Raw genomic sequence first — 24,776 nt, 5'->3', positions numbered from 1 at the left:
CATGGGAGATCTTGAAATACGAGCGGCCGCTGCGGACGACGTCCCCGCCATCGTGGCGATGCTCGCGGACGATCCGCTGGGCGCCCAGCGGGAATCGCCCGACGACCTCACCCCGTATCTGGCGGCCCTGGAGCGCCTGAGCGGCGACGCGAACCAGCACCTTGTCGTCGCCGTACGTGGGGGCCGTGTCGTCGGCACTCTCCAGCTCACGGTGATTCCTGGGCTGTCCCGCAAGGGCGCGACCCGCTCGATCGTCGAAGGCGTACGTGTCCACGCCGAGGAGCGCGGCGGTGGGCTCGGTACCCGGCTCATCGAGTGGGCGATCGAGGAATCCCGGCGTCAGGACTGCCAGTTGGTTCAGCTGACCTCCGACGTCACCCGTACCGACGCTCACCGGTTCTACGAGCGGCTCGGTTTCACGGCCTCCCATGTCGGGTTCAAACTGGCGCTCTGAGGAGCGGCCCCACATTCGGCGGGAGGCGGTTGTTTCACGTGAAACAGCCGCCTCCCGCCGTCACGTCTCCTATCGAGCCCCTCGCCAGCCGTCAGGGTCCACCCCACCGGGCACAGGAGCCCCCTCGTCGTACGGCTGACGCGTGAACGTGAACGATCCGAGGTTCCAGGTGGCTGGCCGACCCGTCAGGGCGCCGTAGGGCCTGGAGGAGCTCTCCGGCGTGATATCCGTCGAGTCCCGTCCAGGTACCGTCGCCGTTCGCCCGGAAGCGCGCGCCCCGCCCCGTACCGGACAACGGCTCCAGCGAAACACCTCCGTCGGCCACCAGCCGCAGCCCGAAGGCATACGTCCCCCAGTACCACTGTCCTGCCAACTCCAGCACCGCTGCGTCGATTTCGGGCAGCGGACGCCAGGGCTCGGGGATCCGGGGCTCGGCCTCCGCAACGATCCGTACGAGATCTGCGGCGACGGTCGACACCGGCGGTCCCGAGGTGCAGTTGGACAGCACGACCGCCGACAGGTCGTCCTCCACACTCACCAGCAGGCAGGCGAGAAAGCCCGGCAGGGAACCGGAGTGGCCGACGAGGATCCGGCCGTCGCGGTGCACGATCTGCATCCCCAGTCCGTAGGCGGAACCCGCGGCCAGGTCCGCCGTCTCGGGCGGCGCGGCGGGCGTCCGCATCTCCCGCACGGTGTCCGCGCTCAGCACGCGGTCGTCACCCTGGGCCAGGAAGGCCGCGAAGCGTGCCAGATCCCCGGTGGTGGACCAGAGTTGTCCGGCCGGCGCCATACGGCCGAGGTCTTCCGTCGGTTCCGGCATCATCACGTCCGCCCAAGGGTGGACGGCCCATCCGCCCGCGTGCGGTGCCTGCGGCTGTCCGCTGGTGCGGCGCAGCCCCAGCGGCTCGAGCACCTCGCGCCGCAGCACCTCTTCCCACGGAGCACCTCGCAGTTCCTCGACCAACGCCCCCAGCAGCGTGTAGCCGGGGTTCGAGTAGTGGTGGCGCCGCCCGACCGGATGCCTGAAGGGCTGCTCACCCAGCACATCGGCCAGTTCCGGGCGCAGTGAGCCAGGCGTGCGCTCCCACCAGGGAGCGGGTGACTCGGCAGCCAAGCCCGCCGTGTGCGCGAGCAGTTCGGCGATGGAGGCCTCCCCCGCGCCGGTACCCGGCAGATGCTTCTCGAGCTGATCACCGAGATCCAGGAGCCCCTCGTCACGCAGCCTCAGGACCAGTACGGCCGTGAAGGTCTTGGTGATGGAACCGATCCGGTACTGCACGTTCTCGTCCGGCCCGTGCCCGTCCACCGAGGTCCGTGCGCCGGTCCAGACGGTCTCCCCGCCCCGGACCACCGAAGCGACCAGTGACGGCGCCCGTCCTTCGGCCTGAGCGACGGCGATACGGTGCAGGAGAGACCGGACCGTGGTGGGAAGGAGCTCTTCCTGAGGTGTCGTCATGCGCCCAGTCCACCCGGCCCGGCACCGTGCGTCGAGCACATTTCTCCGACGCTCCGAGACACGGCCGGGTGCGGGAGCGTCGGTCCCGCGGGACCGACGGGCTCTCGGATCAGGTCTGCGCCATGTCCACGAAGCGCGAATAGTGGCCCTGGAAGGCCACCGTGATCGTGGCCGTCGGGCCGTTACGGTGCTTGCCCACAATGATGTCCGCCTCACCCGCGCGGGGTGACTCCTTCTCGTACGCGTCCTCGCGGTGCAGCAGGATCACCATGTCCGCGTCCTGCTCGATCGATCCGGACTCACGCAGGTCGGAGACCATGGGCTTCTTGTCCGTGCGCTGCTCAGGGCCACGGTTGAGCTGAGACAGCGCGATCACCGGCAGCTCCAACTCCTTGGCCAGCAGCTTCAGGTTTCGCGACATGTCGGAGACCTCCTGCTGACGGCTCTCGGACCTCTTGCCGCCCGACTGCATCAGCTGGAGATAGTCGATGACCACGAGCTTCAGGTCGGCGCGCTGTTTGAGGCGGCGGCACTTGGCCCGGATCTCCATCATCGACAGGTTCGGGGAGTCGTCGATGTAGAGCGGGGCGGCGGAGACATCGGGCATCCGGCGCGCGAGCCGGGTCCAGTCCTCGTCGGTCATCGTGCCGGATCTCATGTGGTGCAGGGCGACCCGCGCCTCGGCCGACAGCAGACGCATCGCGATCTCGTTGCGGCCCATTTCGAGCGAGAAGATCACGCTGGGCATGTTGTGCTTGATCGAGCAGGTTCGCGCGAAGTCCAGGGCCAGCGTCGACTTACCCATGGCGGGACGGGCGGCGATGATGATCATCTGGCCCGGGTGAAGGCCGTTGGTGAGCGAGTCGAGGTCGGTGAAGCCGGTCGGCACACCGGTCATCTCCCCCGACCGGGACCCGATCGCCTCGATCTCGTCGAGCGCGCCCTCCATGATGTCGCCGAGCGGCAGATAGTCCTCGGTGGTGCGCTGCTCGGTGACCGCGTAGATCTCGGCCTGGGCGCTGTTGACGATCTCGTCGACATCACCGTCGGCCGCGTAACCCATCTGCGTGATACGCGTGCCCGCCTCGACCAGCCGGCGCAGGACCGCGCGCTCGTGGACGATCTCGGCGTAGTACTCGGCGTTCGCCGCCGTCGGGACCGTCTGCACCAGGGTGTGCAAGTACGGCGGGCCGCCGACCTTGGTGATCTCGCCCCGCTTGGTCAGCTCGGCCGCGACCGTGATGGGGTCGGCGGGCTCGCCCTTCGCGTAGAGGTCGAGGATCGCCTGAAAGATCGTTTCGTGCGCCGGACGGTAGAAGTCGTGACCCTTGAGAACCTCCACGACATCCGCGATGGCGTCCTTGGAGAGAAGCATGCCGCCGAGAACCGACTGCTCGGCGTCCAGGTCCTGCGGCGGTACGCGCTCGAAGGCAGACCCTCCGCCCTCCCACGAGCCGGATTCCCGGTCGCGGTCGTGCTGCTCGTCGCGGCTCCGGCCACCCTCCTGACGCCGGCGGGAGGAGGGCAGACGATCACTGGGACCGCTGTCGGCCCAGGGGTCGTCCAAGGGCTCGGAAATACTCACCGAGCCACCTCCTCCCGTCCGCGGAGCGGACCTAGCCGTGCCCCTTATTTCTACGGCACGGCACTGACAACTAAGGGACCCAACTCCGGTTCTGGCGCGTCGGTTTTGCGAGGAATCCGAGGACGAAGGAGAGAGTGGGCGCCGCACCACGTTAGGCCCGCGGGCACCGTCAGCCAATCTGGTTATCCACAGGCCATGTGGACGACGCCCCGGATGCTGTGGAGAACTCCACAAAACCTGTGCACGACCCGGTGGACAGGCCTGTGAACAAGCACTCAACCTTCCAGAGAAACCCGCTCTGAACTGCGCCTTTCCCATCCACTGGCTGTGCAGAAGAAAAACTTTCGCGACCAGACCAAGATCGTTGCAAACGGTGTACGCCAGCACGAGCAAGTAATAGTCACTACCTGTTTGCATCTCTTACCTGTGGAAGATTAGATTGGTGCTCATGACACAGGCTCCCGCGGCGTCCAAGGCCGTCCGACGCCGGCACGACCGAGAGATCGTCGCGCTGGCCGTTCCGGCCTTCGGCGCACTCGTCGCAGAGCCACTCTTCCTCATGGTCGACACCGCGATCGTCGGCCATCTCGGTACCGCGCAACTGGCCGGCCTCGGCGTCGCCTCGGCCCTTCTCATGACGGCCGTCGGCGTCTTCGTCTTCCTCGCTTACGCCACCACGGCAGCCGTCGCCCGGCGCGTCGGCGCGGGAGACCTGAGCGCCGCGATCCGTCAGGGCATGGACGGAATCTGGCTCGCCCTGCTGATCGGCGTGGCCGTCATAGCCATCACCCTGCCCACGGCACCGGCCTTGATGGGCCTCTTCGGCGCCTCGGACACCGCGGCTCCGTACGCCATCACTTATCTCCGTATCTCAGCACTCGGCATCCCGGCCATGCTCGTCGTACTCGCGGCCACCGGGATCCTGCGCGGCCTCCAGGACACAAAGACCCCGCTGTACGTCGCCGCCGCAGGCTTCGTCGCCAACGGCGCCCTCAACATCGGCCTCGTCTACGGAGCCGGCCTCGGCATCGCGGGTTCCGCCTGGGGCACCGTCATCGCCCAGTGCGGCATGGCGGTGGTCTATCTGTACGTCGTCATCCGCGGCGCCCGGAAGCACAACGCGTCGTTGCGGCCGGACGCCGCCGGAATACGGGCCTGCGCCCAGGCCGGTGCACCTCTTCTGGTGCGCACCCTGTCCCTCCGGGCGATCCTCATGATCGCCACGGCAGTAGCGGCTCGTCTCGGCGACGCCGACATAGCCGCCCACCAGATCGTTCTGTCGCTGTGGAGCCTGCTCGTCTTCGCGCTCGACGCGATCGCCATCGCCGGGCAGGCCATCATCGGACGCTACCTCGGCGCGGGCGATGCCCAGGGTGCCCGGGATGCCTGCCGCCGGATGGTCCAGTGGGGAATCGCCACCGGAGTCGCACTCGGCCTGCTGGTCATCGCTGCCCGCCCTCTGTTCCTCCCTCTGTTCACCAGTGACTCGGCCGTCCAGAACGTGGCATTGCCCGCCCTGCTACTGGTCGCCGTCTCGCAGCCGATCAGCGGGATCGTTTTCGTCCTGGACGGAGTTCTGATGGGTGCGGGGGACGGCCCGTATCTGGCCTGGGCGATGCTGCTGACCCTGCTGGTCTTCGCTCCCGTGGCGCTCCTCGTACCCGTACTCGGAGGCAACCTCACCGCTCTCTGGGGGGCGATGACCCTGATGATGACCGTCCGGATGGCGACCCTGTGGATGCGTTCCCGCTCGGGACGCTGGATCGTCACGGGCGCGACGCGCTGAGCGTTTCACGTGAAACCACTGCCTCGTTCTTCGTTTCACGTGAAACGAAGAAGGGCCGCACCCAGCCGGGAGCGGCCCTTCCTTCAGCTATGCCGAGCGCAGCGGTCAGGCCGCGACGACCTCGATGTTGACCTTGGCGGCAACCTCGGGGTGCAGACGCACGGACGTCGCGTGGGCGCCCAGGGTCTTGATCGGCGAGCCCAGCTCGATGCGGCGCTTGTCGACCTCGGGGCCACCGGAAGCCTTGATCGCCGAGGCGATGTCGGCCGGGGTGACGGAACCGAAGAGACGACCGGCGTCGCCGGAGCGAACGGCCAGACGGACCTTGACACCTTCGAGGCGGGCCTTGATCTCGTTGGCCTGCTCGATGGTCGCGATCTCGTGGATCTTGCGAGCACGACGAATCTGCTCGACGTCCTTCTCGCCACCCTTGGTCCAGCGGATCGCAAAGTTCCGCGGGATCAGGTAGTTGCGAGCGTAACCGTCCTTGACGTCGACGACGTCGCCCGCGGCACCGAGGCCAGAGACCTCGTGGGTGAGGATGATCTTCATGTGTCAGTCACCCTTCCCTTATCGCGCGGTGGAGGTGTAGGGCAGCAGCGCCATCTCACGGCTGTTCTTCACAGCCGTGGCGACGTCACGCTGGTGCTGCGTGCAGTTGCCGGTCACGCGGCGGGCACGGATCTTGCCGCGGTCGGAAATGAACTTCCGCAGCATGTTCGTGTCCTTGTAGTCCACGTACGTGACCTTGTCCTTGCAGAAAGCGCAGACCTTCTTCTTAGGCTTGCGCACAGGCGGCTTCGCCATGGTGTTTCTCCTGTGTGATCAAGAAGTTGGGGTTCGAGCCCCGCCCTTCTTAGAAGGGGGGCTCGTCCGAGTAGCCGCCGCCGGAGCCGCTCGAGCCGCCGGAGCTTCCGCCCCAGCCGCCGCCACCGCTACCGGCGCTGCCGCCGCTGCCGCCCTGCTGACCGCCGGCGGGAGCGCCGGACGCCCAGGGGTCGTCCGCGGGAGCTCCGCCGCCGCCCTGCTGGCCGCCGCCGGAGCTTCCGCCCCAGGCACCGCCCTGCTGGCCGCCGGCACCGCCACCGCTGTATCCGCCCTGGCCGCCTCGGCCCGTGGTCTTGGTGACCTTGGCCGTGGCGCTCTTCAGGCTGGCGCCGACTTCCTCGACGTCCAGCTCGTAGACCGTGCGCTTGACGCCCTCACGGTCCTCGTAGGACCGCTGCTTCAGCCGGCCCTGCACGATGACGCGCATGCCTCGCTGGAGCGATTCCGCGACGTTTTCCGCCGCCTGACGCCAGACCGAGCAGGTCAGGAACAGGCTTTCGCCGTCCTTCCACTCATTGGTCTGCCGGTCGAAGGTGCGGGGAGTGGACGCGACACGGAACTTCGCGACCGCCGCACCGGAAGGGGTGAAGCGCAGCTCGGGGTCGTCGACAAGATTGCCGACGACCGTGATGACGGTCTCGCCTGCCATGGGGGAACCTCTCGGCGGGTTTGCTGCTGGCTGCTAAATGCTGCTACTCGATGCCCGAGATCAGCTGAGCTGGAGAGCTCAGTGGGTCTCGGGACGGAGGACCTTGGTCCGGAGGACCGACTCGTTCAGGTTCATCTGTCGGTCGAGCTCCTTGACGACCGCAGGCTCAGCCTGGAGGTCGATGACCGAGTAGATGCCCTCGGGCTTCTTCTTGATCTCGTAGGACAGACGACGACGGCCCCAGGTGTCGACCTTCTCGACCTTTCCGTTGCCCTCACGGACGACGGAGAGGAAGTTCTCGATCAGCGGAGAGACAGCGCGCTCTTCGAGATCGGGGTCGAGGATGACCATCACTTCGTAGTGACGCATGTGGAACCCACCTCCTTTGGACTCAGCGGCCACGGTCGTTCCGTGGCAGGAGGGTTGTGATGCGTCCGCAACGGTATCGGCAGCCACTGACAATCGGGGCTCCCGAGCGGCGAACCGAACGGGTTTCCCTGTCGTGACCTGGCCTTGGCCTGGGCAGACACCGGTGCAGAGGGTACAGACTACCCGCACACTGGCTTCCGGTTGAAATCCGACCGGGTTCGGCGTCAGTCTGTACACATCGGGTGTGTATGGCGCTACGATGCGCCGCCTTCCGCAGGAGGTGCCTTATGGCACAGACATTGCGACCCAACACCGCCGGCTCCCTGCTCGCCACGGACCACAGGCCCCACCCCCTCCAGGACACGCTGGTCGGGCTGACTCTCGTTCTCGGGGCGACGGCCTTCATCACCGCCCAGTTCCACAGCCTGCACCTGCTCAGCTCCTGGACCGGGCTGGTGGGCATCCTGACCGGTGCCGGCGGACAGTTCATCTCCGAGACGACCCGGGAGCGCTTCGGGCTGATCCTGGGTCTCGGTGCCTCGGCCGTCGGTTTCTTCCTGGGCATGGCACACGGCGGCCTCTTCGGCGGCGTCATCGGCTGAAGGCCCACCGGAGGGCCGAACAACCCCTCGGAGCGTCCTGACCACGTATCGGTCGGGGCGCAGGTTCCGTACGGCCAGACGAGGCGCTCACAGGGCGCAGTAGGCTTCGGCGCGAGAGCCGGAGCCCCTGTACCCATGGGGACACACCAGCCCGAGGAGCGCCCGGAATGAGCCTGACCCTGAGGACCATCAGCCGCGAGCAGCATCTGGCGTACATCCAGAGCCTGCCCGCGGCCAGCCACATGCAGGTCCCGGCCTGGGCAGACGTCAAGGCGGAGTGGCGCTCCGAGAGTCTCGGGTGGTTCGACGACAGGACCGGCGAGATGGCCGGGGCGGGCCTCGTCCTGTACCGCCAGCTGCCCAAGATCAAGCGTTATCTCGCCTACCTGCCCGAGGGGCCGGTCATCAACTGGTTCGCTCCGAACCTCGGTGACTGGCTGCAGCCGATGCTCGCGCATCTCAAGCAGCAGGGCGCCTTCTCCGTGAAGATGGGCCCACCGGTGATCATCCGGCGTTGGGAGGCGACTTCCATCAAGGGCGGCATCCAGAACCCGGACGTGAAGCGCCTGCGTGACATCGAGGCGGACTTCATCGAACCGCGCGCCTTCGAGGTCGCCGACAAACTGCGACGTATGGGCTGGCAGCAGGGTGAGGACGGCGGCGCCGGCTTCGGCGACGTGCAGCCCCGCTACGTCTTCCAGGTGCCGCTCGCCAATCGCTCCCTGGAAGAGGTCCACAAGAACTTCAACCAGCTGTGGCGCCGCAACATCAAGAAGGCCGAGAAGGCGGGCGTCGAGGTTGTCCAGGGCGGCTTCCAGGACCTGGAGGAGTGGCAGCGGCTGTACGAGATCACCGCGATCCGCGACCACTTCCGGCCCCGCCCGTTGTCGTACTTCCAGCGCATGTGGACGGCCCTCAACAACGAGGACCCCAACCGCATGCGGCTCTACTTCGCCCGGCACAACGGCGTGAACTTGTCCGCCGCGACGATGCTGGTGGTGGGTGGGCACGTCTGGTACTCGTACGGTGCCTCGGACAACATCGGGCGTGAGGTCCGGCCCTCGAACGCGATGCAGTGGCGAATGCTGCGAGACTCGTACGCGCTCGGGGCGACCGTCTACGACCTGCGGGGTATCTCCGACTCGCTGGACGAGACCGACCACCTCTTCGGCCTGATCCAGTTCAAGGTCGGCACGGGCGGGGAAGCCGCGGAGTACCTCGGCGAGTGGGACTTCCCGCTCAACAAGCTGCTCCACAAGGCACTCGACATCTACATGTCACGCCGCTGACCTCGACCGATCCGCACGCCGCGCTCCTGACCCGGCCCGGCGCCGCACCATCAGTCCGCCGAATCCGCCACAATTTCCGTTCATACCTCTGATACACCGCAGCCACGAGAAAGGTTCCGGGACCGGCCATGGCGCTCACGCTCTACGTCGACACCGCGCGCTGGCGGGCACACCACAAGCAGGTGTCCGAGCAGTTTCCGGGGCTCGTCCCCGTCTGCAAGGGCAACGGGTACGGCTTCGGCCACGAGCGCCTCGCTGACGAGGCCACCCGCCTGGGCTCGGACGTCCTCGCCGTCGGCACCACGTACGAAGCCGCCCGGATCAAGGACTGGTTCGGCGGTGATCTGCTGGTCCTGACGCCGTTCAGGCGGGGCGAGGAGCCGGTGCCGCTGCCGGACCGTGTGATCCGCTCCGTGTCGTCCATCGACGGCGTGTACGGCCTTGTGGGCGCCCGTGTCGTCATCGAGGTGATGTCCTCGATGAAGCGGCACGGAGTGAGCGAGCAGGATCTGCCGCATCTGCACTCCGCCATAGAGAACGTCCGGCTGGAGGGCTTCGCCATCCACCTGCCGCTGGACCGCACCGACGGCTCGGACGCCGTCGAGGAGGTCATCGGCTGGATGGACCGCCTGCGCGCGGCTCGTCTGCCGCTGCACACGATGTTCGTCAGCCATCTCAAGGCCGAGGAACTCGCCCGTCTCCAGCAGCAGTTCCCGCAGACCCGCTTCCGCGCCCGCATCGGTACGCGGCTGTGGCTGGGCGACCACGAGGCGACCGAGTACCGCGGTGCGGTCCTGGACGTCACACCCGTCTCCAAGGGCGACCGTTTCGGCTACCGCCAGCAGAAGGCCGCCTCCGACGGATGGCTGGTGGTCGTCGCGGGCGGTACGTCGCACGGAGTGGGCCTGGAGGCCCCGAAGGCGCTGCACGGCGTCATGCCGCGCGCGAAGGGCGTCGCCCGTGCCGGCCTCGCGACGGTCAACCGGAACCTCTCCCCGTTCGTCTGGGCGGGCAAGCAGCGCTGGTTCGCGGAGCCCCCGCACATGCAGGTCTCCATCCTCTTCGTGCCCTCCGACGCCACCGAGCCGAAGGTCGGCGACGAACTCGTGGCGCATCTGCGGCACACCACCACGCAGTTCGACCGCGTCGTCGAGCACTGACCGTCGGAGGACGACCCCGCTCGACCCAGCTGAAAGGGCCGTACACGGACACCGTGTACGGCCCCTTCCCGTAGCTCGCTACGACCTGTTCGCTCAGGGCGAACTGTCTCCACCCGTCGCGCTTCCGCCGCTGCCCCAGTCCACCTGAGGCCCATCGAACTGGGCGGCGTGCCGCGGCGGACGGGCCGCGGCCCCGAACACGAAGATGTCCTCGGCACCGTCCAGCACCCCGCCCGAGGGATCGTCGTCACCGGCGCGGCGCACCATGTCCCGCTCGGGCATGAAGATGTCCCGCACGACCACGGCGCACAGGTACAGCGTCCCCAACAGGTGGACGGCGATGGCGACTTGGTACCCCTCGGTCGGCAGGCCCTTGTGGGCGTCCCCGCTGGTCGTGTAGGCGAGGTACATCCAGATACCCAGGAAATACGCGACCTCGCAGGCCTGCCAGATCAGGAAGTCCCGCCAGCGCGGCCGGGCCAGCGCGGCGAGGGGGACCAACCACAGTACGTACTGGGGCGAGTAGACCTTGTTGGTGAGGATGAAGGCCGCGACGATCAGGAAGGCCAGCTGAGCGAAGCGCGGGCGGCGTGGGGCGGTGAGCGTGACGGCGGCCAGCGCCAGGCAGACGAGCAGCATCATGACCAGCGCCCACGTGTTCGCCGTGTCGGCGGTGATCGTGATCTTCAGCCAGTTCGAGAGGAACAGGAAGATCGATCCGAAGTCGACTCCCCGCTCCTGGCTGAAGCTGTAGAACTTCGCCCATCCTTCCGGAGCGAGATACATCACCGGAAGGTTCACCACCAGCCAGGCTCCGACCGCGCCGAGCAGCGCGGTTCCGAACTCTCGCCACCTGCCCGCTCGCCAGCACAGCAGGAAGAGCGGTCCGAGTACCAGGAACGGGTAGAACTTGGCGGCCGTGGCGAGCCCGATGAGCACACCGAACGCCAGGACACGCCCTCGCGACCACATGAGCATCGCAGCGGCCAGGAGGGCCACAGCGAGGAGATCCCAGTTGATGGTGGCTGTAAGCGCGAACGCGGGCGCCAGGGCGACCAGAAGGCCGTCCCAGGGCCTCCTGCGGTGGGTACGCGCGGTGCATACGGCGATGACCACCGCGCACACCATGAGCATCCCCGCGTTGACCATCCAGTAGATCTGCTCCTGGTCCTGGATGCTCCCGCTGCCCGGTGTGAGCCAGGAAGCGACCTCCATGAACACGCCGGTCAGCACCGGGTACTCGAGGTACTCCATGTCGCCGGGAAGTTTGTCGAAGTACGGCACGAGACCGTCGGCGAAGCCGCGCCCCTGGTAGAGGTGCGGGATGTCCGAGTAGCACGCGTGCGTGTACTGGGAGCTGGCTCCGAAGAACCAGGCGCCGTCGTAGCACGGCAGCTTCTGCACCATGCCAAGGGCGAACACGGCGATCGCAACGAGCGCGACAACCCGCACAGGGGTCCACCAGGACGTCCCGAGCAGGGCTCGTCGTCCGATGGGGCCGCCGATCAGCTCACTGCCGGTCGCGGCCACCTCGTCTTCCTTGGTCGGCCGTACCAGTTCTGGCTCGCGCACGCTCGCTCGCGTCGTCTCTGCACTGGGCATGGCGCACATCCTGCCGTACGTACCTGGGTATGCGACGAGGGCCGCCACACCTGGTCGGTGCGGCGGCCCTCGTTTCACGTGAAACGGTGTGTTTCACGTGAAACACACACGGAGGCGACTATCCGCCCGATCCTCCGAAGAACCCTCCGTCGTCGTTCCCGTTGCTCGTGCTGGTGCTGTTCGACTCCGATGGTGAGGCGCTCTCGCTTCCCTCGGTACCACCCGTCTCGGTACCGCCGCTGTCCGTTCCACCGTCGTCGTCCTCGCAGTTCCAGTCGAAGTCGCCGCAGGTCTCGCTCTCCGAGGGCGTGGGAGACGTTGTGGGCTCCTCCCGGGTAGGCGTCGGGGTCGGCGTCGGCGTCACCACCTCGCTCTCGGTGGGCGAGGGGGTCACGCTCGGGCTCGGGGTGTCGTTGAGAACCTCACCGATGTCCTGGGGCTCCGGGAAGTCCTGGGCTTTCTCGCCCTTGAGCGCCTGCTCCATGTAGTCGTGCCAGATCTGGGCCGGGAACGAGGCACCGTGGATCTTCTCCTCGCCACCCGTGCCGTACATCTCCAGGAACTCACGGTTCTTCTTGGTCTCGTCGTCGTCCATGCGGTACATGCCGATGGCGGTCGACAGCTGCGGGGTGTACCCGACGAACCAGGCGGACTTGTTGCCGTCGGTGGTACCGGTCTTGCCGGCCACCTCCCGGCCCGTCAGCTGCGCGGCGGTACCGGTTCCCTTGTCGACCACGGTCTTCAGGACGTCGGTGACGTTGTCGGCGACCTTCGCGGTGAAAGCTTCCTTGGCCGTGCCTTCGTGCTGGAAGACGGTGCCGTCCTGGTCGGTGACCTTCTCGACCGAGTACGGGTCGTTCTGCTTGCCGCTGGCCGCGAAGGTGGCGTACGCGCCGGCCATACGGATCGCGCTCGGGGAGGAGGTACCGAGTGAGAAGGACGGGAAACTGGCACCTGCGAAGCTCGACTTCAGGATGCCCGCGTCCGTCGCGGCCTCCTTGACCTTGTCCAGGCCGACGTCCATGCCCAGTTGGACGTAAGCGGAGTTGACGGACTCGCGCATCGCCTCGCGGAGGTCAATGTCGTAGCTGGGTGCGTTGTACGACTCACCGCCGTCGTTCGTCTGCAGCCACTCCTTGCCGTCCTTGTCCGTCCAGACGTTCTGGTCGTAGTCCTGGATCTTCAGCTTGTTCTTGCCGCTGTAGAGACTCTTCGGAGAGACCACGGTTCGCTCGTCCTGCGCCTGGACCGCGTCACCGTCGGGATCACGCACACCCCATGACATGGCGGCCGCCAGCACGAACGGCTTGAACGTCGAACCGACCTGGGCACCGGTCGCGTCGGCGTTGTCCGTGAAGTGCTTGGTCGCGTCCACACCGCCGTAGATGGCCTTGATCGCGCCGGAGTCCGGATCCACGGAGGCTCCGCCGAACTGGACGAAGGTGTCGGTGTTCGGACGCTTCTTGGGATCGATGTTCTTCTTCTGGACCTTCTTCACGGAAGCCTCGAGCGCCTTGACCTTCTTCTTCTCGAAGGTCGTGTGGATCTCGTAGCCACCCTGCTGAAGCTGGTCCTGGGTGATCCCGGTCTTGTTGTTGATGAGGTACGAGTTGGCGAGGTCGACGAGGTAACCGACCTGGCCGCTCAACTGGGCGTTCGACCGCGGGCTCTGGGGCTCGGGGAAGGTCTTGTACTTGCTCCGGTCCGCCGCGGTCAGGTGCCCGTCCTTGACCTCTTCGTCGAGAATCCACTTCCACCGGTACTCGGCGCGCTCGCGGTTGGCCTTGGGAGTCGCTGCCGGGTCGATCGACACGGAACCCGCGGGGTCGTAGTACGTGGCGCCCTTGAGCATCGCCGCCAGGAAGGCGCACTCGCTCGCGTCCAGGTCCGTGGCGTCCTTGTCGAAGTAGGCACGCGCCGCCGCCTGAATGCCGTAGGCGTTACGCCCGTAGTACGCCGAGTTCAGGTAGCCGGCCATGATGTCCTCCTTGTCCATGGAGGCACCGACCTTTACGGAGACGAACAACTCCTTGAACTTCCGGGAGACCGTCTGCGACTGGTCGTCCAGCATCGCGTTCTTCACGAACTGCTGGGTGATGGTCGAGCCACCCTGTGTCTGGCCGCCCTTGGCCATGTTCACGAAGGCACGGGCGATACCCATCGGGTCGACGCCGTTGTCGGTCTCGAACGTCTTGTTCTCGGCCGACATCACGGCGTAGCGCATCTCCTTGGGGATCTGCGCGTAGCTGATGATCTGACGGTTCGTCTCACCACCGGTGGCGACCATCTCGCTGCCGTCGGCCCAGTAGTAGACGTTGTTCTGTGCCTCGGCGGTCTTGGCGACGTCCGGGACGCCCACCAGGGCGTACGCGACACCGGCCACGGCCACCAGGCTGCCGCAGAAGCCGATGAACAGCCCCGAGACCAGCTTCCAGGACGGCACCCAGCGCGCTGCGCCGTACTTGTTCGCGCGCGGATAGTCGACGATGCGCTTCTTGGCGGGCACGGATCCGCGGCCGCGACCCCGGCCGGGCCCGGTGGGACCACCAGGGCCTCCAGGGCCTCCAGGGCCACCACGTCGGCCTCCGCCTCCGGAGCCACCGTGTCCGGCGCCCTCGGCTCCTCTGCGGCGGCCGCCACCACTTCTCTGCGCCGCACGACGTGCCTCGGCACGGCCACCGTACGAGCGCTCCTCTTCACCTCCCGACCCGAGGGAGTCGGAAGGAGACCCGGTGGCGCTTTGCGGTGTCGCGCGGCGGCCGGAGGACGCGCCGGACTGGCCGCGTCGGGCCGCGGCGCGTCCGCCTTCCTGCGACTGCGGCAGTTTGCGACGGTGCTCGCTCATCGAACGATTACTCCTCGGGCAGGCGCGCCCATGCGCGCCTGGAAACGGCAGCGGCTGGTTTCCGGTCCCCCCGAAATACGGATGTGGTCGTCATCGCATTCATCCGTACTGCACCGAGGACGGTGACGTCCTCAGACGTCACTTGGTTCCCCGTGGTGTGCATGCCGCACAGACTACGCACCGTCAAAACCAGCCTAGGGCCGAAGTTCACCCCAAATCAGGCAACTTGCTTCGTATGAATCAGTGATGTGACGCCGTTCACCGTGACCCCTCTTGCCGCAGCCGATCGGTCGTTCTATCGTGTCGATGTATCGAGTCGATACATCAGCTCGGCATAAAGACCGTGCCGAGGCGATCAGCGACAGGGAGGAGGCGACGTGAGCCGGCGTTCCGGGATCCTCGAGTTCGCTGTCCTCGGCCTGCTCCGCGAGTCCCCGATGCACGGCTATGAGCTGCGCAAACGACTCAACACGTCACTGGGAGTGTTCCGCGCCTTCAGTTACGGAACGCTCTATCCCTGCCTCAAGACGCTGGTCACCAACGGCTGGTTGATCGAGGAACCGGGAGCCTCACCCGAAGACGCACTCGCCGCTCCACTCGCGGGGCGTCGCGCCAAGATCGTCTACCGATTGACGGCAGAAGGTAAGGAGCACTTCGAGGAGCTGCTCTCCCAGACGGGTCCCGACGCCTACGAGGACGAGCACTTCGCCGCTCGCTTCGCCTTCTTCGGGCAGACGTCACGCGACGTACGCATGCGCGTACTGGAGGGCCGCCGCAGCCGCCTCGAGGAACGCCTGGAGAAGATGAGTGCTTCTCTGGCGCGGACCCGGGAGCGCCTCGACGACTACACGCTTGAGCTCCAGCGCCACGGAATGGAGTCCGTGGAGCGCGAAGTGCGCTGGCTGAACGAGCTCATCGAGAGCGAGCGGGCGGGACGGGACATCAAGAGTTCCGCTTCCGGAAGCTCCGCTCAGCAGGACAGCACATCTGGCGAGACGGGCGGCCTGCCCCGGCACCGGGACAGCTCCCGGCCGGATCCGTCCGACGACACCACCACGTGAGCCCCGTTCGGGGTTTCACCAGTACATACAGGGAGCAATCGGATGGGTTCGGTTCGCGTAGCCATTGTCGGTGTGGGCAACTGCGCCGCCTCGCTGGTTCAGGGCGTCGAGTACTACAAGGACGCCGACCCGGCGGCCAAGGTGCCCGGCCTCATGCACGTCCAGTTCGGCGAGTACCACGTCCGTGACATCGAGTTCGTCGCCGCCTTCGACGTCGACGCGAAGAAGGTCGGCCTCGACCTCTCCGACGCCATCGGGGCCAGCGAGAACAACACCATCAAGATCTGTGACGTCCCGAACAAGGGCGTCACGGTCCAGCGCGGCCACACCCTCGACGGCCTCGGCATCTACTACCGCCAGACCATCGAGGAGTCCGACGAGACCCCGGTCGACGTCGTCCAGATCCTCAAGGACAAGCAGGTCGACGTCCTCATCTGCTACCTGCCCGTCGGCTCCGAGGACGCGGCGAAGTTCTACGCCCAGTGCGCCATCGACGCCAAGGTCGCCTTCGTCAACGCCCTCCCGGTCTTCATCGCCGGCACCAAGGAGTGGGCGGACAAGTTCACCGAGGCCGGTGTTCCGATCGTCGGCGACGACATCAAGTCGCAGGTCGGCGCCACCATCACGCACCGTGTGATGGCGAAGCTGTTCGAGGACCGCGGTGTCCGTCTCGAGCGCACCATGCAGCTCAACGTCGGCGGCAACATGGACTTCAAGAACATGCTGGAGCGCGACCGCCTCGAGTCCAAGAAGATCTCGAAGACGCAGGCCGTCACCTCGCAGATCCCGGACCGCGACCTGGGCGAGAAGAACGTCCACATCGGTCCGTCGGACTACGTGCAGTGGCTGGACGACCGCAAGTGGGCCTACGTGCGCCTCGAGGGCCGCGCCTTCGGCGACGTCCCGCTGAACCTCGAGTACAAGCTCGAGGTCTGGGACTCCCCGAACTCCGCGGGTGTCATCATCGACGCGCTGCGCGCCGCGAAGATCGCCAAGGACCGCGGCATCGGCGGCCCGATCCTCTCCGCGTCGAGCTACTTCATGAAGTCCCCGCCGGTCCAGTACTTCGACGACGAGGCGTACGCCAACGTCGAGAAGTTCATCAAGGGTGAGGTCGAGCGCTAGCAAGCGACAGAGGGGCGCTGAGCTCCTCTCGTCAAAGGCTGTTGAGGGTCCCCGGGCATCCCGCCCGGGGGCTCTCCTCGTGTGTGAGGCTGTGCCCCATGGCTGTCGTGCGTGACCTGCGGGTACTCCTGCGCTTCCAGGGCTTCAGACGCCTGCTCGGCGTACGGTTGCTGTCCCAGGGCGCCGACGGGGTCTACCAGATCGCCCTCGCCACCTACGTCGTCTTCTCGCCGGAGAAGCAGACCTCAGCGGGTTCGATCGCCTCCGCGATGGCGGTTCTGCTGCTCCCGTACTCCCTCATCGGCCCCTTCGCCGGCGTCCTGCTGGACCGCTGGCGGCGCCGCCAGGTCTTCCTGTACGGCAACCTGCTGCGGGCGGCGCTGGCGTGCGTGACGGCCGTCCTGATGCTGGGCCATGTCCCGGACTGGCTCTTCTACGCCTCCGCGCTCTGTGTCACCGCGGTCAATCGGTTCGTCCTGTCCGGCCTCTCGGCCGCGCTGCCCCGCGTCGTCGACTCCGACAGGCTGGTCATGGCCAACTCCCTGTCGCCCACCGCCGGAACGCTCGCCGCGACCACGGGCGGTGGGCTCGCGTTCGTCGTACGGCTGGTCGCCTCGGACTCCGACGCTGCTGTCGTCCTCGTCGGAGCGGGCCTGTATCTGTGCTCGGCCCTCGCTTCCCTGCGTCTCGCCCCGGAACTCCTCGGCCCCGACCAGGAGTTGGCGCCGTCCAGGCTGTCCACGGCGCTCAGCGGCACCGCCCACGGCCTCGCGGCGGGCGTTCGCCACCTGGTCGAGCCCGCACGGCGGGAAGCGGCCTGGGCGCTGCTGGCGATGACGGTGATGCGCTTCTGCTACGGCGCGTTGACCGTCATGGTGCTGATGCTGTGCCGGTACGCCTGGGCGTCCGGCTCGGACGACGACGGGCTCGCGCTGCTGGGACTCGCCCTGGGCATCTCCGCTGCGGGGTTCTTTGTCGCGGCCGTCCTGACACCCTGGGCGGCGGGGCGACTGGGCCCCAGCGGCTGGATCGTCACCTGCGCCGGTGCCGCCGCCATACTTGAGCCGACACTCGGCCTGCCGTTCGCCGTCGCCCCCATGTTGGTGGCCGCCTTCATCCTGGGTTTGACCACCCAGGGGGCGAAGATCGCGACGGACACGATCGTGCAGTCATCGGTCGACGATGCCTACCGCGGCCGGATCTTCTCCGTCTACGACGTCCTCTTCAACGTCGCCTTCGTCGGCGCGGCGGCAGTGGCCGCGCTGATACTGCCTCCCGACGGGCGCTCGGCCACCCTCGTCGTCACTGTGGCGGTGCTCTACGCGACAGTGGCTGTTGCGCTGGCCCGTCTGAGAGCGCGGCCGTGACACCGCAATCACGGAGGGGGCGATGTTTCACGTGAAACATCGCCCCGTCCCTCGCATGGAGGGTTCGTGTTTCACGTGAAACACGAACCCTCCACCATGAACCTCAGCCCTGCGCGGCCCACCACTCCTTGAGCGCCGACACGGCGGCATCGTGCTCCATGGGCCCGTTCTCCAGGCGAAGCTCCAGCAGGAACTTGTACGCCTGACCGATGGCCGGCCCGGGACCGATACCCAGGATGCCCATGATCTCGTTGCCGTCGAGGTCGGGGCGGATCGAGTCCAGCTCCTCCTGCTCCTGGAGCTCACCAATGCGTTCCTCCAGGCCGTCGTATGCCCGGGAGAGCGCGGTCGCCTTCCGTTTGTTACGGGTGGTGCAGTCGGAGCGGGTCAGCTTGTGGAGCCGGTCGAGGAGGGGTCCCGCGTCGCGCACATAGCGACGAACGGCGGAGTCCGTCCACTCGCCGGTGCCATACCCGTGGAAACGCAGGTGGAGTTCGACCAGACGCGAGACGTCCTTCACGAGCTCGTTCGAGTACTTGAGCTCCGTCATCCGCCTCTTGGTCATCTTGGCGCCCACCACCTCGTGGTGGTGGAAGGAGACCCGCCCGTCACTCTCGAAGCGGCGCGTCCTCGGCTTGCCGATGTCGTGCAGCAGTGCGGCGAGCCGAAGAATCAGGTCAGGACCGTCCTCCTCCAGCTCGATCGCCTGCTCCAGAACGATCAACGTGTGGTCATAGACGTCCTTGTGCCGGTGGTGCTCGTCACGCTCCAGGCGAAGGGCGGGAAGCTCCGGCAGCACATGGTCGGCGAGCCCGGTGTCGACGAGCAGCGTCAGGCCCTTGCGAGGGTGCGCCGACAGGATCAGCTTGTTCAGCTCGTCCCGAACCCGCTCGGCGGAGACGATCTCAATGCGGCCGGCCATGTCCGTCATCGCGGCCACCACCTCGGGCGCCACCTCGAAGTCCAGCTGTGCGGCGAACCGCGCGGCCCGCATCATCCGCAGCGGGTCGTCGGAGAAGGAGTCCTCAGGGGTGCCCGGCGTCCGCAGAATGCGACCGGCCAGGTCCTCCAGGCCCCCGTGCGGATCGATGAACTCCTTCGCCGGCAGCGCGACAGCCATCGCGTTCACGGTGAAGTCACGGCGCACGAGATCTTCCTCGATGGAGTCTCCGTAGGACACCTCTGGCTTGCGCGAGGTCCGGTCGTACGCCTCGGAGCGGTACGTCGTGATCTCGATCTCGAAGGACTGCCGCACATCGCCCACGCGGGCGTCCTTCTGTGCGCCGACTGTGCCGAAGGCGATCCCGACCTCCCACACGGCGTCCGCCCAGGGACGCACGATCTTCAGTACGTCCTCGGGGCGGGCGTCGGTAGTGAAGTCCAGATCGTTACCGAGCCGGCCAAGGAGCGCGTCCCGGACCGAGCCGCCGACCAGGGCGAGCGAGAATCCGGCCTCCTGGAATCGGCGGGCGAGCTCGTCGGCGACAGGGGACACCCGCAGCAGCTCATTCACTGCGCGGCGCTGCACCTGACTCAGGGCACTGGGGTTGTCTTCGTTGGCGTTCGGCACAACAGAAAAGGGTACGTGGCCGGGGCACCCCGGGGCGCCTCCATAAAACGTGCACAGCGGACCCGCCGCCAGGGCCATCGATACGTATACATACAGGACAGTCGGCCCAGTCTCCTGATCTTGTGGCGCGGTCCGCGGCACTTCCCCTCAGCGCACATCGTTACCATGCGTGGACGCACATTCCGACGACCACTGACGATGAACGAGGGACGGGCGAGCGCGTGGCCGAGGCGGCAGACTTCCAGGGGATGAATCCCTCACCTGCCCGCCGGTGGCTCCGGCGCGGCGGCGCACTGCTCGCCGGTGTGCCGCTGCTGACCGGGTTGCTCCAGCTGCCCCTGAGTACGCCCGCGCACGCCGCCGGGAAGACCGCCGTGGCCGACGCCACCGGCTCCAGCACGGTCGATGTCTCCCTCGACTCGCTCAGCCCCAGCGTGCCCACGACCGGTGACACCGTCACCGTCTCCGGCACGGTCACCAACAAGGGCAAGCAGGCGATCACGGACGCCCACGTGGGCGTCCGCGTGGGCCCCTCTCTCAACACCCGCTCCGCCATCGACAGCGCCGCGAAGCGCACCGGGTTCCAGCCGGGCGTCGACCCCACCGAGATCGGCGGCACCTACGTCGCCAAGTTCTCCTCACTCGCCGTCGGCGTCTCGCAGCCCTTCAGCATCTCGGTGCCTGTCGACGAGCTGGATCTCGGCGCCGACGGTGTCTACCAGCTCGCGGTCTCCCTCACGGGCCGGACCGCCGCCCAGCAGTGGGACCAGATCCTCGGTATCCAGCGCACGTTCCTGCCCTGGCAGCCCGACGCGGCCGACACGAAGACGAAGACGACGTTCCTCTGGCCGCTGATCTCCACGGTCCACCTCACGGCGGAGACGGGCTCGGACGAGCAGCAGACACCCGTCTTCGAGAACGACGACCTGGCCGCGGAGATCTCCCCGGGCGGCCGCCTGGACCAGCTGGTGTCCCTGGGCGGCGACCTGGACGTCACCTGGGTGCTCGACCCGGACCTGCTGGCCTCGGTGGACGCCATGACGCGCAGCTACCAGATCCAGGACGGCGACACCACCACGGCCGGCAAGAACCAGGCGATCGCCAAGGAGTGGCTCGCCAAGCTGGAGAAGACGGTCGAGGACAAGGAAGTCGTCGCCCTCCCCTTCGCCGACCCCGACCTCGCGTCCCTCGCGCACAGTGGCACGAACGTCACCGGCTCCCTGAGTCACCTCAAGGACGCCACGGACGTCGCCGCGAGCACGGTGGACACGATCCTGCACATCACGCCGAACACCGACTTCGCCTGGCCCGCTGACGGCGCCCTCGACCCCTCGATCGTCAAGGTCGCCACCTCCGCCGGCGCCGACAAGGTGATCGCACGCAGCGACAGCCTGGGTGAGACGGGCGGGCTGTCGTACACACCGAGCGCGGCCCGCCCCATCGGCGGCGGGACGACCGCGGTGGTTGCGGACGCCCGGCTGTCGACCGAGTTCCAGGGCGACATGACCAAGGCCGACAACTCCACGCTCGCCGTTCAGAAGTTCCTCGCCCAGAGCCTGGCCATCAACCTCCAGGAGCCGGGGAAGCAGCGCAGCATCGTGATCGCCCCGCAGCGCATTCCGTCGGCGAGCCAGGCCCAGACGATGGCGCAGACGCTGACGGCCATTCAGAACGCGAACTGGTCGGAGTCCCAGGACCTGTCCGCGGCCGCCAAGGCCAAGCCGGACCCGGGTGCCACCACGAAGGTGCCCGCCGAGTCCGCCTACTCCTCCGCACTGCGCAAGCAGGAGCTGCCGCAGTCGGCCTTCGAGTGGATCCGGGACACACAGACCAGCCTGGACAACTTCAAGGTCATCCTCACCAACCGGTCCCGCGTGGTCACCCCGTTCGGCCGGGCCATAGACCGGGGGATGTCCACCTCCTGGCGCGGCCGGCCCGCTCCGGCGGCGACCTTCCGCGCGAGCGTCTCTTCTTACCTCAACGACCTCACCGGCCTGGTCAGACTGATCGACAAGTCCGACGCGAAGCTCTCGGGCCGCAGTGCCACGATCCCCGTGACCGTGCAGAACAACCTCGTACAGGGCGTCGACCGCCTGGTCCTGCGCCTCACCTCCCAGCAGCCGACCCGACTCAAGATCGGCGACGGGCCCTACGACGAGCAGCCGATCACGGTCGCGGGCGAGCACAGCCAGTCGGTGAAGTTCACCACCTCGACCAAGGCCAACGGTCCGGTGAAGGTCGTCGCCCAGCTGTACACCCAGGACGGCCAGAGGTACGGCGCCCCCGTCACCTTCGAGGTGAAGGTCACCGAGATCACCTCCACGGTGATGCTCGTCATCGGAGGCGGCGTCCTGCTGCTCGTGCTCGCCGGGTTCCGGATGTACACCCAGCGCAAGCGCGCGGCCGCCCAGCAGTCGGAGGAGGACGTCCGCGAGGACGAGGCCCCGAGCGAGGACGCCGACGGTGGCGCGACCGCGGAGGACGCCACCTCCGAGGCCTCTCAGGACCACCCCGAGGGCGAGTCCGGCACGAAGCACGGGGAACACGACCCGGAGCACCCGAGTGACCCGACACCGGACACCGCACCGGAAAGCACCGGCCCGTCCGGGACGGGTGAGAGAGTGGACCGTTGAGCGATGTCGTGGCCGGTGGGCCCGGGGACGATGAGGTGGGGTAACCATGAACGCGCCGTACGACGGTGATCGCGGTCAGGGCGCGGGCGGCTCCGGCTACCCCGAGGGCTACCCGGAACAAGGCACCGGGAACTCCGGCTACCCCGAGGGTTATCCCGAGGGCCCGCCGCCCGAGCCCGGGCAGCAGCCGCAGGGGCCCCCCGCGGACGTGTACTTCCAGGACGCATACGCCCAGGATCCCTACCGAGCACAGGACCTCTCCGCCCAGGACCCCGTGACCGAGGCGCTCTACGACCGCGCCGCGCACCCCCCGCCGCCCCCCGGCACGTACTACCCCCAGCCTCCGCTCTACGGCCAGCCGCCAACGACGCAGTACGCCCCGGACCCGCGCGTCTGGGCCCAGACGCCGCCGCCGGAGCCCGCGGGTCCGACCCGGCACCTGCCCTACGGGGAGGACGCGCGCACCACCCAGTTCGTGGGCGTCGACGACCTGGTCACCCAGGCGGGCGAGCAGCAGCACGAGCCCGACGCCTTCGCCCACCTGTTCCGCGACCAGGGACAGGGCGCCGGCCGTCCGTACGCCGGGCCGCCCGGTGTACCGTCGCCGACCCCCGAACAGGCTCCGGCCGCCGTACCGCCACCGCCGCCCGCGAGCACCTCCGCCCCGAAGAAGTCCGGGGGGCGCGTCTCAGGGATGCTTCAGTCGAGCGCGGTGATGGCGGCGGGGACGCTGGTGTCCCGGCTCACCGGCTTCGTACGCACCATGATCATCACGGCTGCCCTCGGCGCCGCGACACTCGGCGACACCTGGACCGTCGCCTACACCCTGCCGACGATGATCTACATTCTCACCGTCGGCGGAGGGCTCAACTCGGTCTTCGTGCCTCAGCTGGTGCGATCCATGAAGGACGACGAGGACGGCGGCGAGGCCTACGCCAACCGCCTGCTGACCCTCGTCATGGTCGCCCTCGCGGTGATCGTCGCCGCAGCGGTCTTCGCGGCACCGCTGCTGATCCAGTTGATGTCGAACCCCATCGCGAGCGACCCGGCGTCGAACAACGTCGCCGTGTCCTTCGCCCGCTACTGCCTGCCCACGATCTTCTTCATGGGCGTGCATGTGGTCATGGGTCAGATCCTCAACGCCCGCGGCAAGTTCGGCGCGATGATGTGGACCCCGGTCCTGAACAACATCGTCATGATCTTCACCTTCGGCATGTTCCTCTGGGTGTACGGGACCGCCGCGGATTCCGGCATGACGGTGAGCACCATCCCGCCGGACGGCATCCGCCTGCTCGGCATCGGCACCCTGCTCGGCCTGGTGGTACAGGCCCTGGCGATGATTCCGTATCTGCGCGAGACCGGATTCCGGTTCCGCCCGCGCTTCGACTGGAAGGGCCACGGTCTCGGCAAGGCGGTCAAGCTCGCCAAGTGGACCGTGCTCTTCGTCCTCGCCAACCAGGCGGGCGTCCTCGTCGTCACACAGCTGGCCACCGCGGCCGGCAAGGCGTCAGGCAAGAGCGGCGCCGGCATCATGGCCTACTCCAACGCCCAGCTGATCTGGGGCATGCCGCAGGCGATCATCACGGTCTCCGTCATGGCGGCCATGCTGCCGCGGATCTCGCGGGCCGCCCACGACGGCGATCCCGGCGCGGTCCGCGACGACATCTCCCAGGGCCTGCGCACCTCGGCCGTCGCGATCGTCCCGGTCGCCTTCATGTTCGTCGCCCTGGGCATCCCGATGTGCACTCTGCTCTTCGGCTCCAGCGGTATCCCGGCCGCCCAGTCCATGGGGTACGTCCTCATGGCGTTCGGTCTCGGCCTGATCCCGTTCTCGGTGCAGTACGTCGTCCTGCGAGGCTTCTACGCGTACGAGGACACTCGCACCCCCTTCTACAACACAGTCATCGTGGCCGCGGTGAACGCCGCTGCCTCGGCTGTCTGTTACGTGGTTCTGCCCGCCCAATGGGCGGTCGTCGGCATGGCCGGCTCCTACGGCCTGGCGTACGCGGTCGGCGTCGGCGTCGCCTGGCAGAGGCTGCGCAGGCGGCTTGACGGCGACCTGGACGGCGGCCGCGTCCTGCGGACGTACGCGCGGCTCTGCCTGGCATGCATCCCAGGTGCTCTGGCGGGTGCCGCCGTCGGGTTCGCGATCACCAGGGCGCTCGGACACGGAGCCCTCGGATCGATCGCGGCACTGATTGCGGGATCGATCGCCCTCTTGGGCGTCTTCTACGTCGCGGCGCGGAAGATGCGCATCGAAGAGCTCAACTCTCTGGTCGGAATGGTCCGCGGGCGCCTGGGACGCTGAGGCGGGGGTAAGCGCACAACCATCGTTCGCCGCCGCGTGTCGTGCATAGCGGCGGACTGTGGGCACAATTGGTTTCTGCGTCGGAGC

The 24,776-nt window shown here is 67.6% G+C and carries 18 protein-coding genes and 1 pseudogene; 10 read left to right on the top strand and 9 right to left on the bottom strand.

The window, feature by feature from the left end; genetic code table 11:
* Position 1 precedes the first annotated feature (1 nt).
* Positions 2–454 carry a GNAT family N-acetyltransferase gene (locus ACIBLC_RS14450; RefSeq protein ID WP_399211228.1) on the top strand — a complete coding sequence of 151 codons (453 nt, stop codon included), beginning with the start codon at positions 2–4 and terminating at the stop codon, positions 452–454.
* Between the two features lie 69 nt (positions 455–523).
* Here ACIBLC_RS14450 and ACIBLC_RS14445 read toward each other — a convergent pair.
* Both ACIBLC_RS14445 and dnaB read right to left on the bottom strand, forming a co-directional pair.
* Positions 524–1,910, bottom strand: a pseudogene (locus tag ACIBLC_RS14445) (serine hydrolase domain-containing protein).
* Positions 1,911–2,019: 109 nt separating this feature from the next.
* Positions 2,020–3,495 (bottom strand): replicative DNA helicase, encoded by a 1,476-nt coding sequence (dnaB, locus tag ACIBLC_RS14440; protein ID WP_399211227.1) that lies wholly within the window; start codon positions 3,493–3,495, stop codon positions 2,020–2,022.
* A gap of 439 nt (positions 3,496–3,934) precedes the next feature.
* On the opposite strand from dnaB, the gene ACIBLC_RS14435 reads away from it, so the two are divergent.
* On the top strand, positions 3,935–5,281 hold the full coding sequence (locus ACIBLC_RS14435) for an MATE family efflux transporter (protein ID WP_399211226.1): 1,347 nt from the start codon (positions 3,935–3,937) through the stop codon (positions 5,279–5,281).
* A 105-nt stretch (positions 5,282–5,386) separates the two neighbouring features.
* Here the strand turns inward: ACIBLC_RS14435 and rplI are convergent, their stop codons facing one another.
* From rplI to rpsF, 4 genes are all read right to left on the bottom strand, one after another.
* Positions 5,387–5,833: a 50S ribosomal protein L9 gene (rplI, locus tag ACIBLC_RS14430; protein WP_153289645.1), complete on the bottom strand. Its 447-nt coding sequence runs from the start codon at positions 5,831–5,833 to the stop codon at positions 5,387–5,389.
* A gap of 18 nt (positions 5,834–5,851) precedes the next feature.
* On the bottom strand, positions 5,852–6,088 hold the full coding sequence (gene rpsR, locus ACIBLC_RS14425; RefSeq protein ID WP_003949403.1) for a 30S ribosomal protein S18: 237 nt from the start codon (positions 6,086–6,088) through the stop codon (positions 5,852–5,854).
* A 49-nt stretch (positions 6,089–6,137) separates the two neighbouring features.
* Entirely contained in the window at positions 6,138–6,758 is a 621-nt protein-coding gene (locus tag ACIBLC_RS14420; RefSeq protein ID WP_399211225.1) for a single-stranded DNA-binding protein, read from the bottom strand.
* Positions 6,759–6,836: 78 nt separating this feature from the next.
* Positions 6,837–7,127 carry a 30S ribosomal protein S6 gene (gene rpsF, locus ACIBLC_RS14415; RefSeq protein WP_006604399.1) on the bottom strand — a complete coding sequence of 97 codons (291 nt, stop codon included), beginning with the start codon at positions 7,125–7,127 and terminating at the stop codon, positions 6,837–6,839.
* 287 nt (positions 7,128–7,414) lie between these two features.
* On the opposite strand from rpsF, the gene ACIBLC_RS14410 reads away from it, so the two are divergent.
* The 3 genes from ACIBLC_RS14410 (at position 7,415) to ACIBLC_RS14400 (ending at position 10,178) form a co-directional block, all read left to right on the top strand.
* Positions 7,415–7,729: a hypothetical protein gene (locus ACIBLC_RS14410; protein ID WP_399211223.1), complete on the top strand. Its 315-nt coding sequence runs from the start codon at positions 7,415–7,417 to the stop codon at positions 7,727–7,729.
* A 167-nt stretch (positions 7,730–7,896) separates the two neighbouring features.
* Positions 7,897–9,018, top strand: coding sequence for a peptidoglycan bridge formation glycyltransferase FemX (femX, locus tag ACIBLC_RS14405; protein WP_399211221.1), 1,122 nt, complete (start codon positions 7,897–7,899; stop codon positions 9,016–9,018).
* Between the two features lie 128 nt (positions 9,019–9,146).
* On the top strand, positions 9,147–10,178 hold the full coding sequence (locus ACIBLC_RS14400) for an alanine racemase (RefSeq protein WP_399211220.1): 1,032 nt from the start codon (positions 9,147–9,149) through the stop codon (positions 10,176–10,178).
* A gap of 93 nt (positions 10,179–10,271) precedes the next feature.
* On the opposite strand, the gene ACIBLC_RS14395 is transcribed toward ACIBLC_RS14400, so the two are convergent.
* Complete coding sequence (locus tag ACIBLC_RS14395) at positions 10,272–11,780, bottom strand: glycosyltransferase family 87 protein (protein ID WP_399211219.1); 1,509 nt, start codon at positions 11,778–11,780, stop codon at positions 10,272–10,274.
* Between the two features lie 118 nt (positions 11,781–11,898).
* Entirely contained in the window at positions 11,899–14,625 is a 2,727-nt protein-coding gene (locus ACIBLC_RS14390) for a transglycosylase domain-containing protein (protein WP_399211218.1), read from the bottom strand.
* A gap of 377 nt (positions 14,626–15,002) precedes the next feature.
* Between ACIBLC_RS14390 and ACIBLC_RS14385 the strand changes: the two genes are divergently transcribed.
* The 3 genes from ACIBLC_RS14385 (at position 15,003) to ACIBLC_RS14375 (ending at position 18,178) form a co-directional block, all read left to right on the top strand.
* A complete protein-coding gene (locus ACIBLC_RS14385; RefSeq protein WP_399211217.1) occupies positions 15,003–15,686 on the top strand; it encodes a PadR family transcriptional regulator in 684 nt (227 codons plus the stop codon).
* A gap of 42 nt (positions 15,687–15,728) precedes the next feature.
* Positions 15,729–16,811 (top strand): inositol-3-phosphate synthase, encoded by a 1,083-nt coding sequence (locus ACIBLC_RS14380; protein WP_399211216.1) that lies wholly within the window; start codon positions 15,729–15,731, stop codon positions 16,809–16,811.
* A 98-nt stretch (positions 16,812–16,909) separates the two neighbouring features.
* Positions 16,910–18,178, top strand: a complete 1,269-nt coding sequence (locus ACIBLC_RS14375) for an MFS transporter (protein ID WP_399211215.1) — start codon at positions 16,910–16,912, stop codon at positions 18,176–18,178.
* Between the two features lie 103 nt (positions 18,179–18,281).
* On the opposite strand, the gene ACIBLC_RS14370 is transcribed toward ACIBLC_RS14375, so the two are convergent.
* Positions 18,282–19,748 carry a CCA tRNA nucleotidyltransferase gene (locus ACIBLC_RS14370; RefSeq protein WP_399211214.1) on the bottom strand — a complete coding sequence of 489 codons (1,467 nt, stop codon included), beginning with the start codon at positions 19,746–19,748 and terminating at the stop codon, positions 18,282–18,284.
* A gap of 221 nt (positions 19,749–19,969) precedes the next feature.
* On the opposite strand from ACIBLC_RS14370, the gene ACIBLC_RS14365 reads away from it, so the two are divergent.
* Together ACIBLC_RS14365 and murJ are read left to right on the top strand one after the other, a co-directional pair.
* Positions 19,970–22,381: a DUF6049 family protein gene (locus ACIBLC_RS14365; protein WP_399211213.1), complete on the top strand. Its 2,412-nt coding sequence runs from the start codon at positions 19,970–19,972 to the stop codon at positions 22,379–22,381.
* 46 nt (positions 22,382–22,427) lie between these two features.
* A complete protein-coding gene (gene murJ / locus ACIBLC_RS14360; RefSeq protein ID WP_399211211.1) occupies positions 22,428–24,689 on the top strand; it encodes a murein biosynthesis integral membrane protein MurJ in 2,262 nt (753 codons plus the stop codon).
* Positions 24,690–24,776: the final 87 nt, after the last annotated feature.

The sequence above is a fragment of the Streptomyces sp. NPDC050535 genome, from assembly GCF_044457665.1.
Lineage (GTDB): Bacteria > Actinomycetota > Actinomycetes > Streptomycetales > Streptomycetaceae > Streptomyces.
This window is presented reverse-complemented; position numbering and strand designations above follow the sequence as displayed.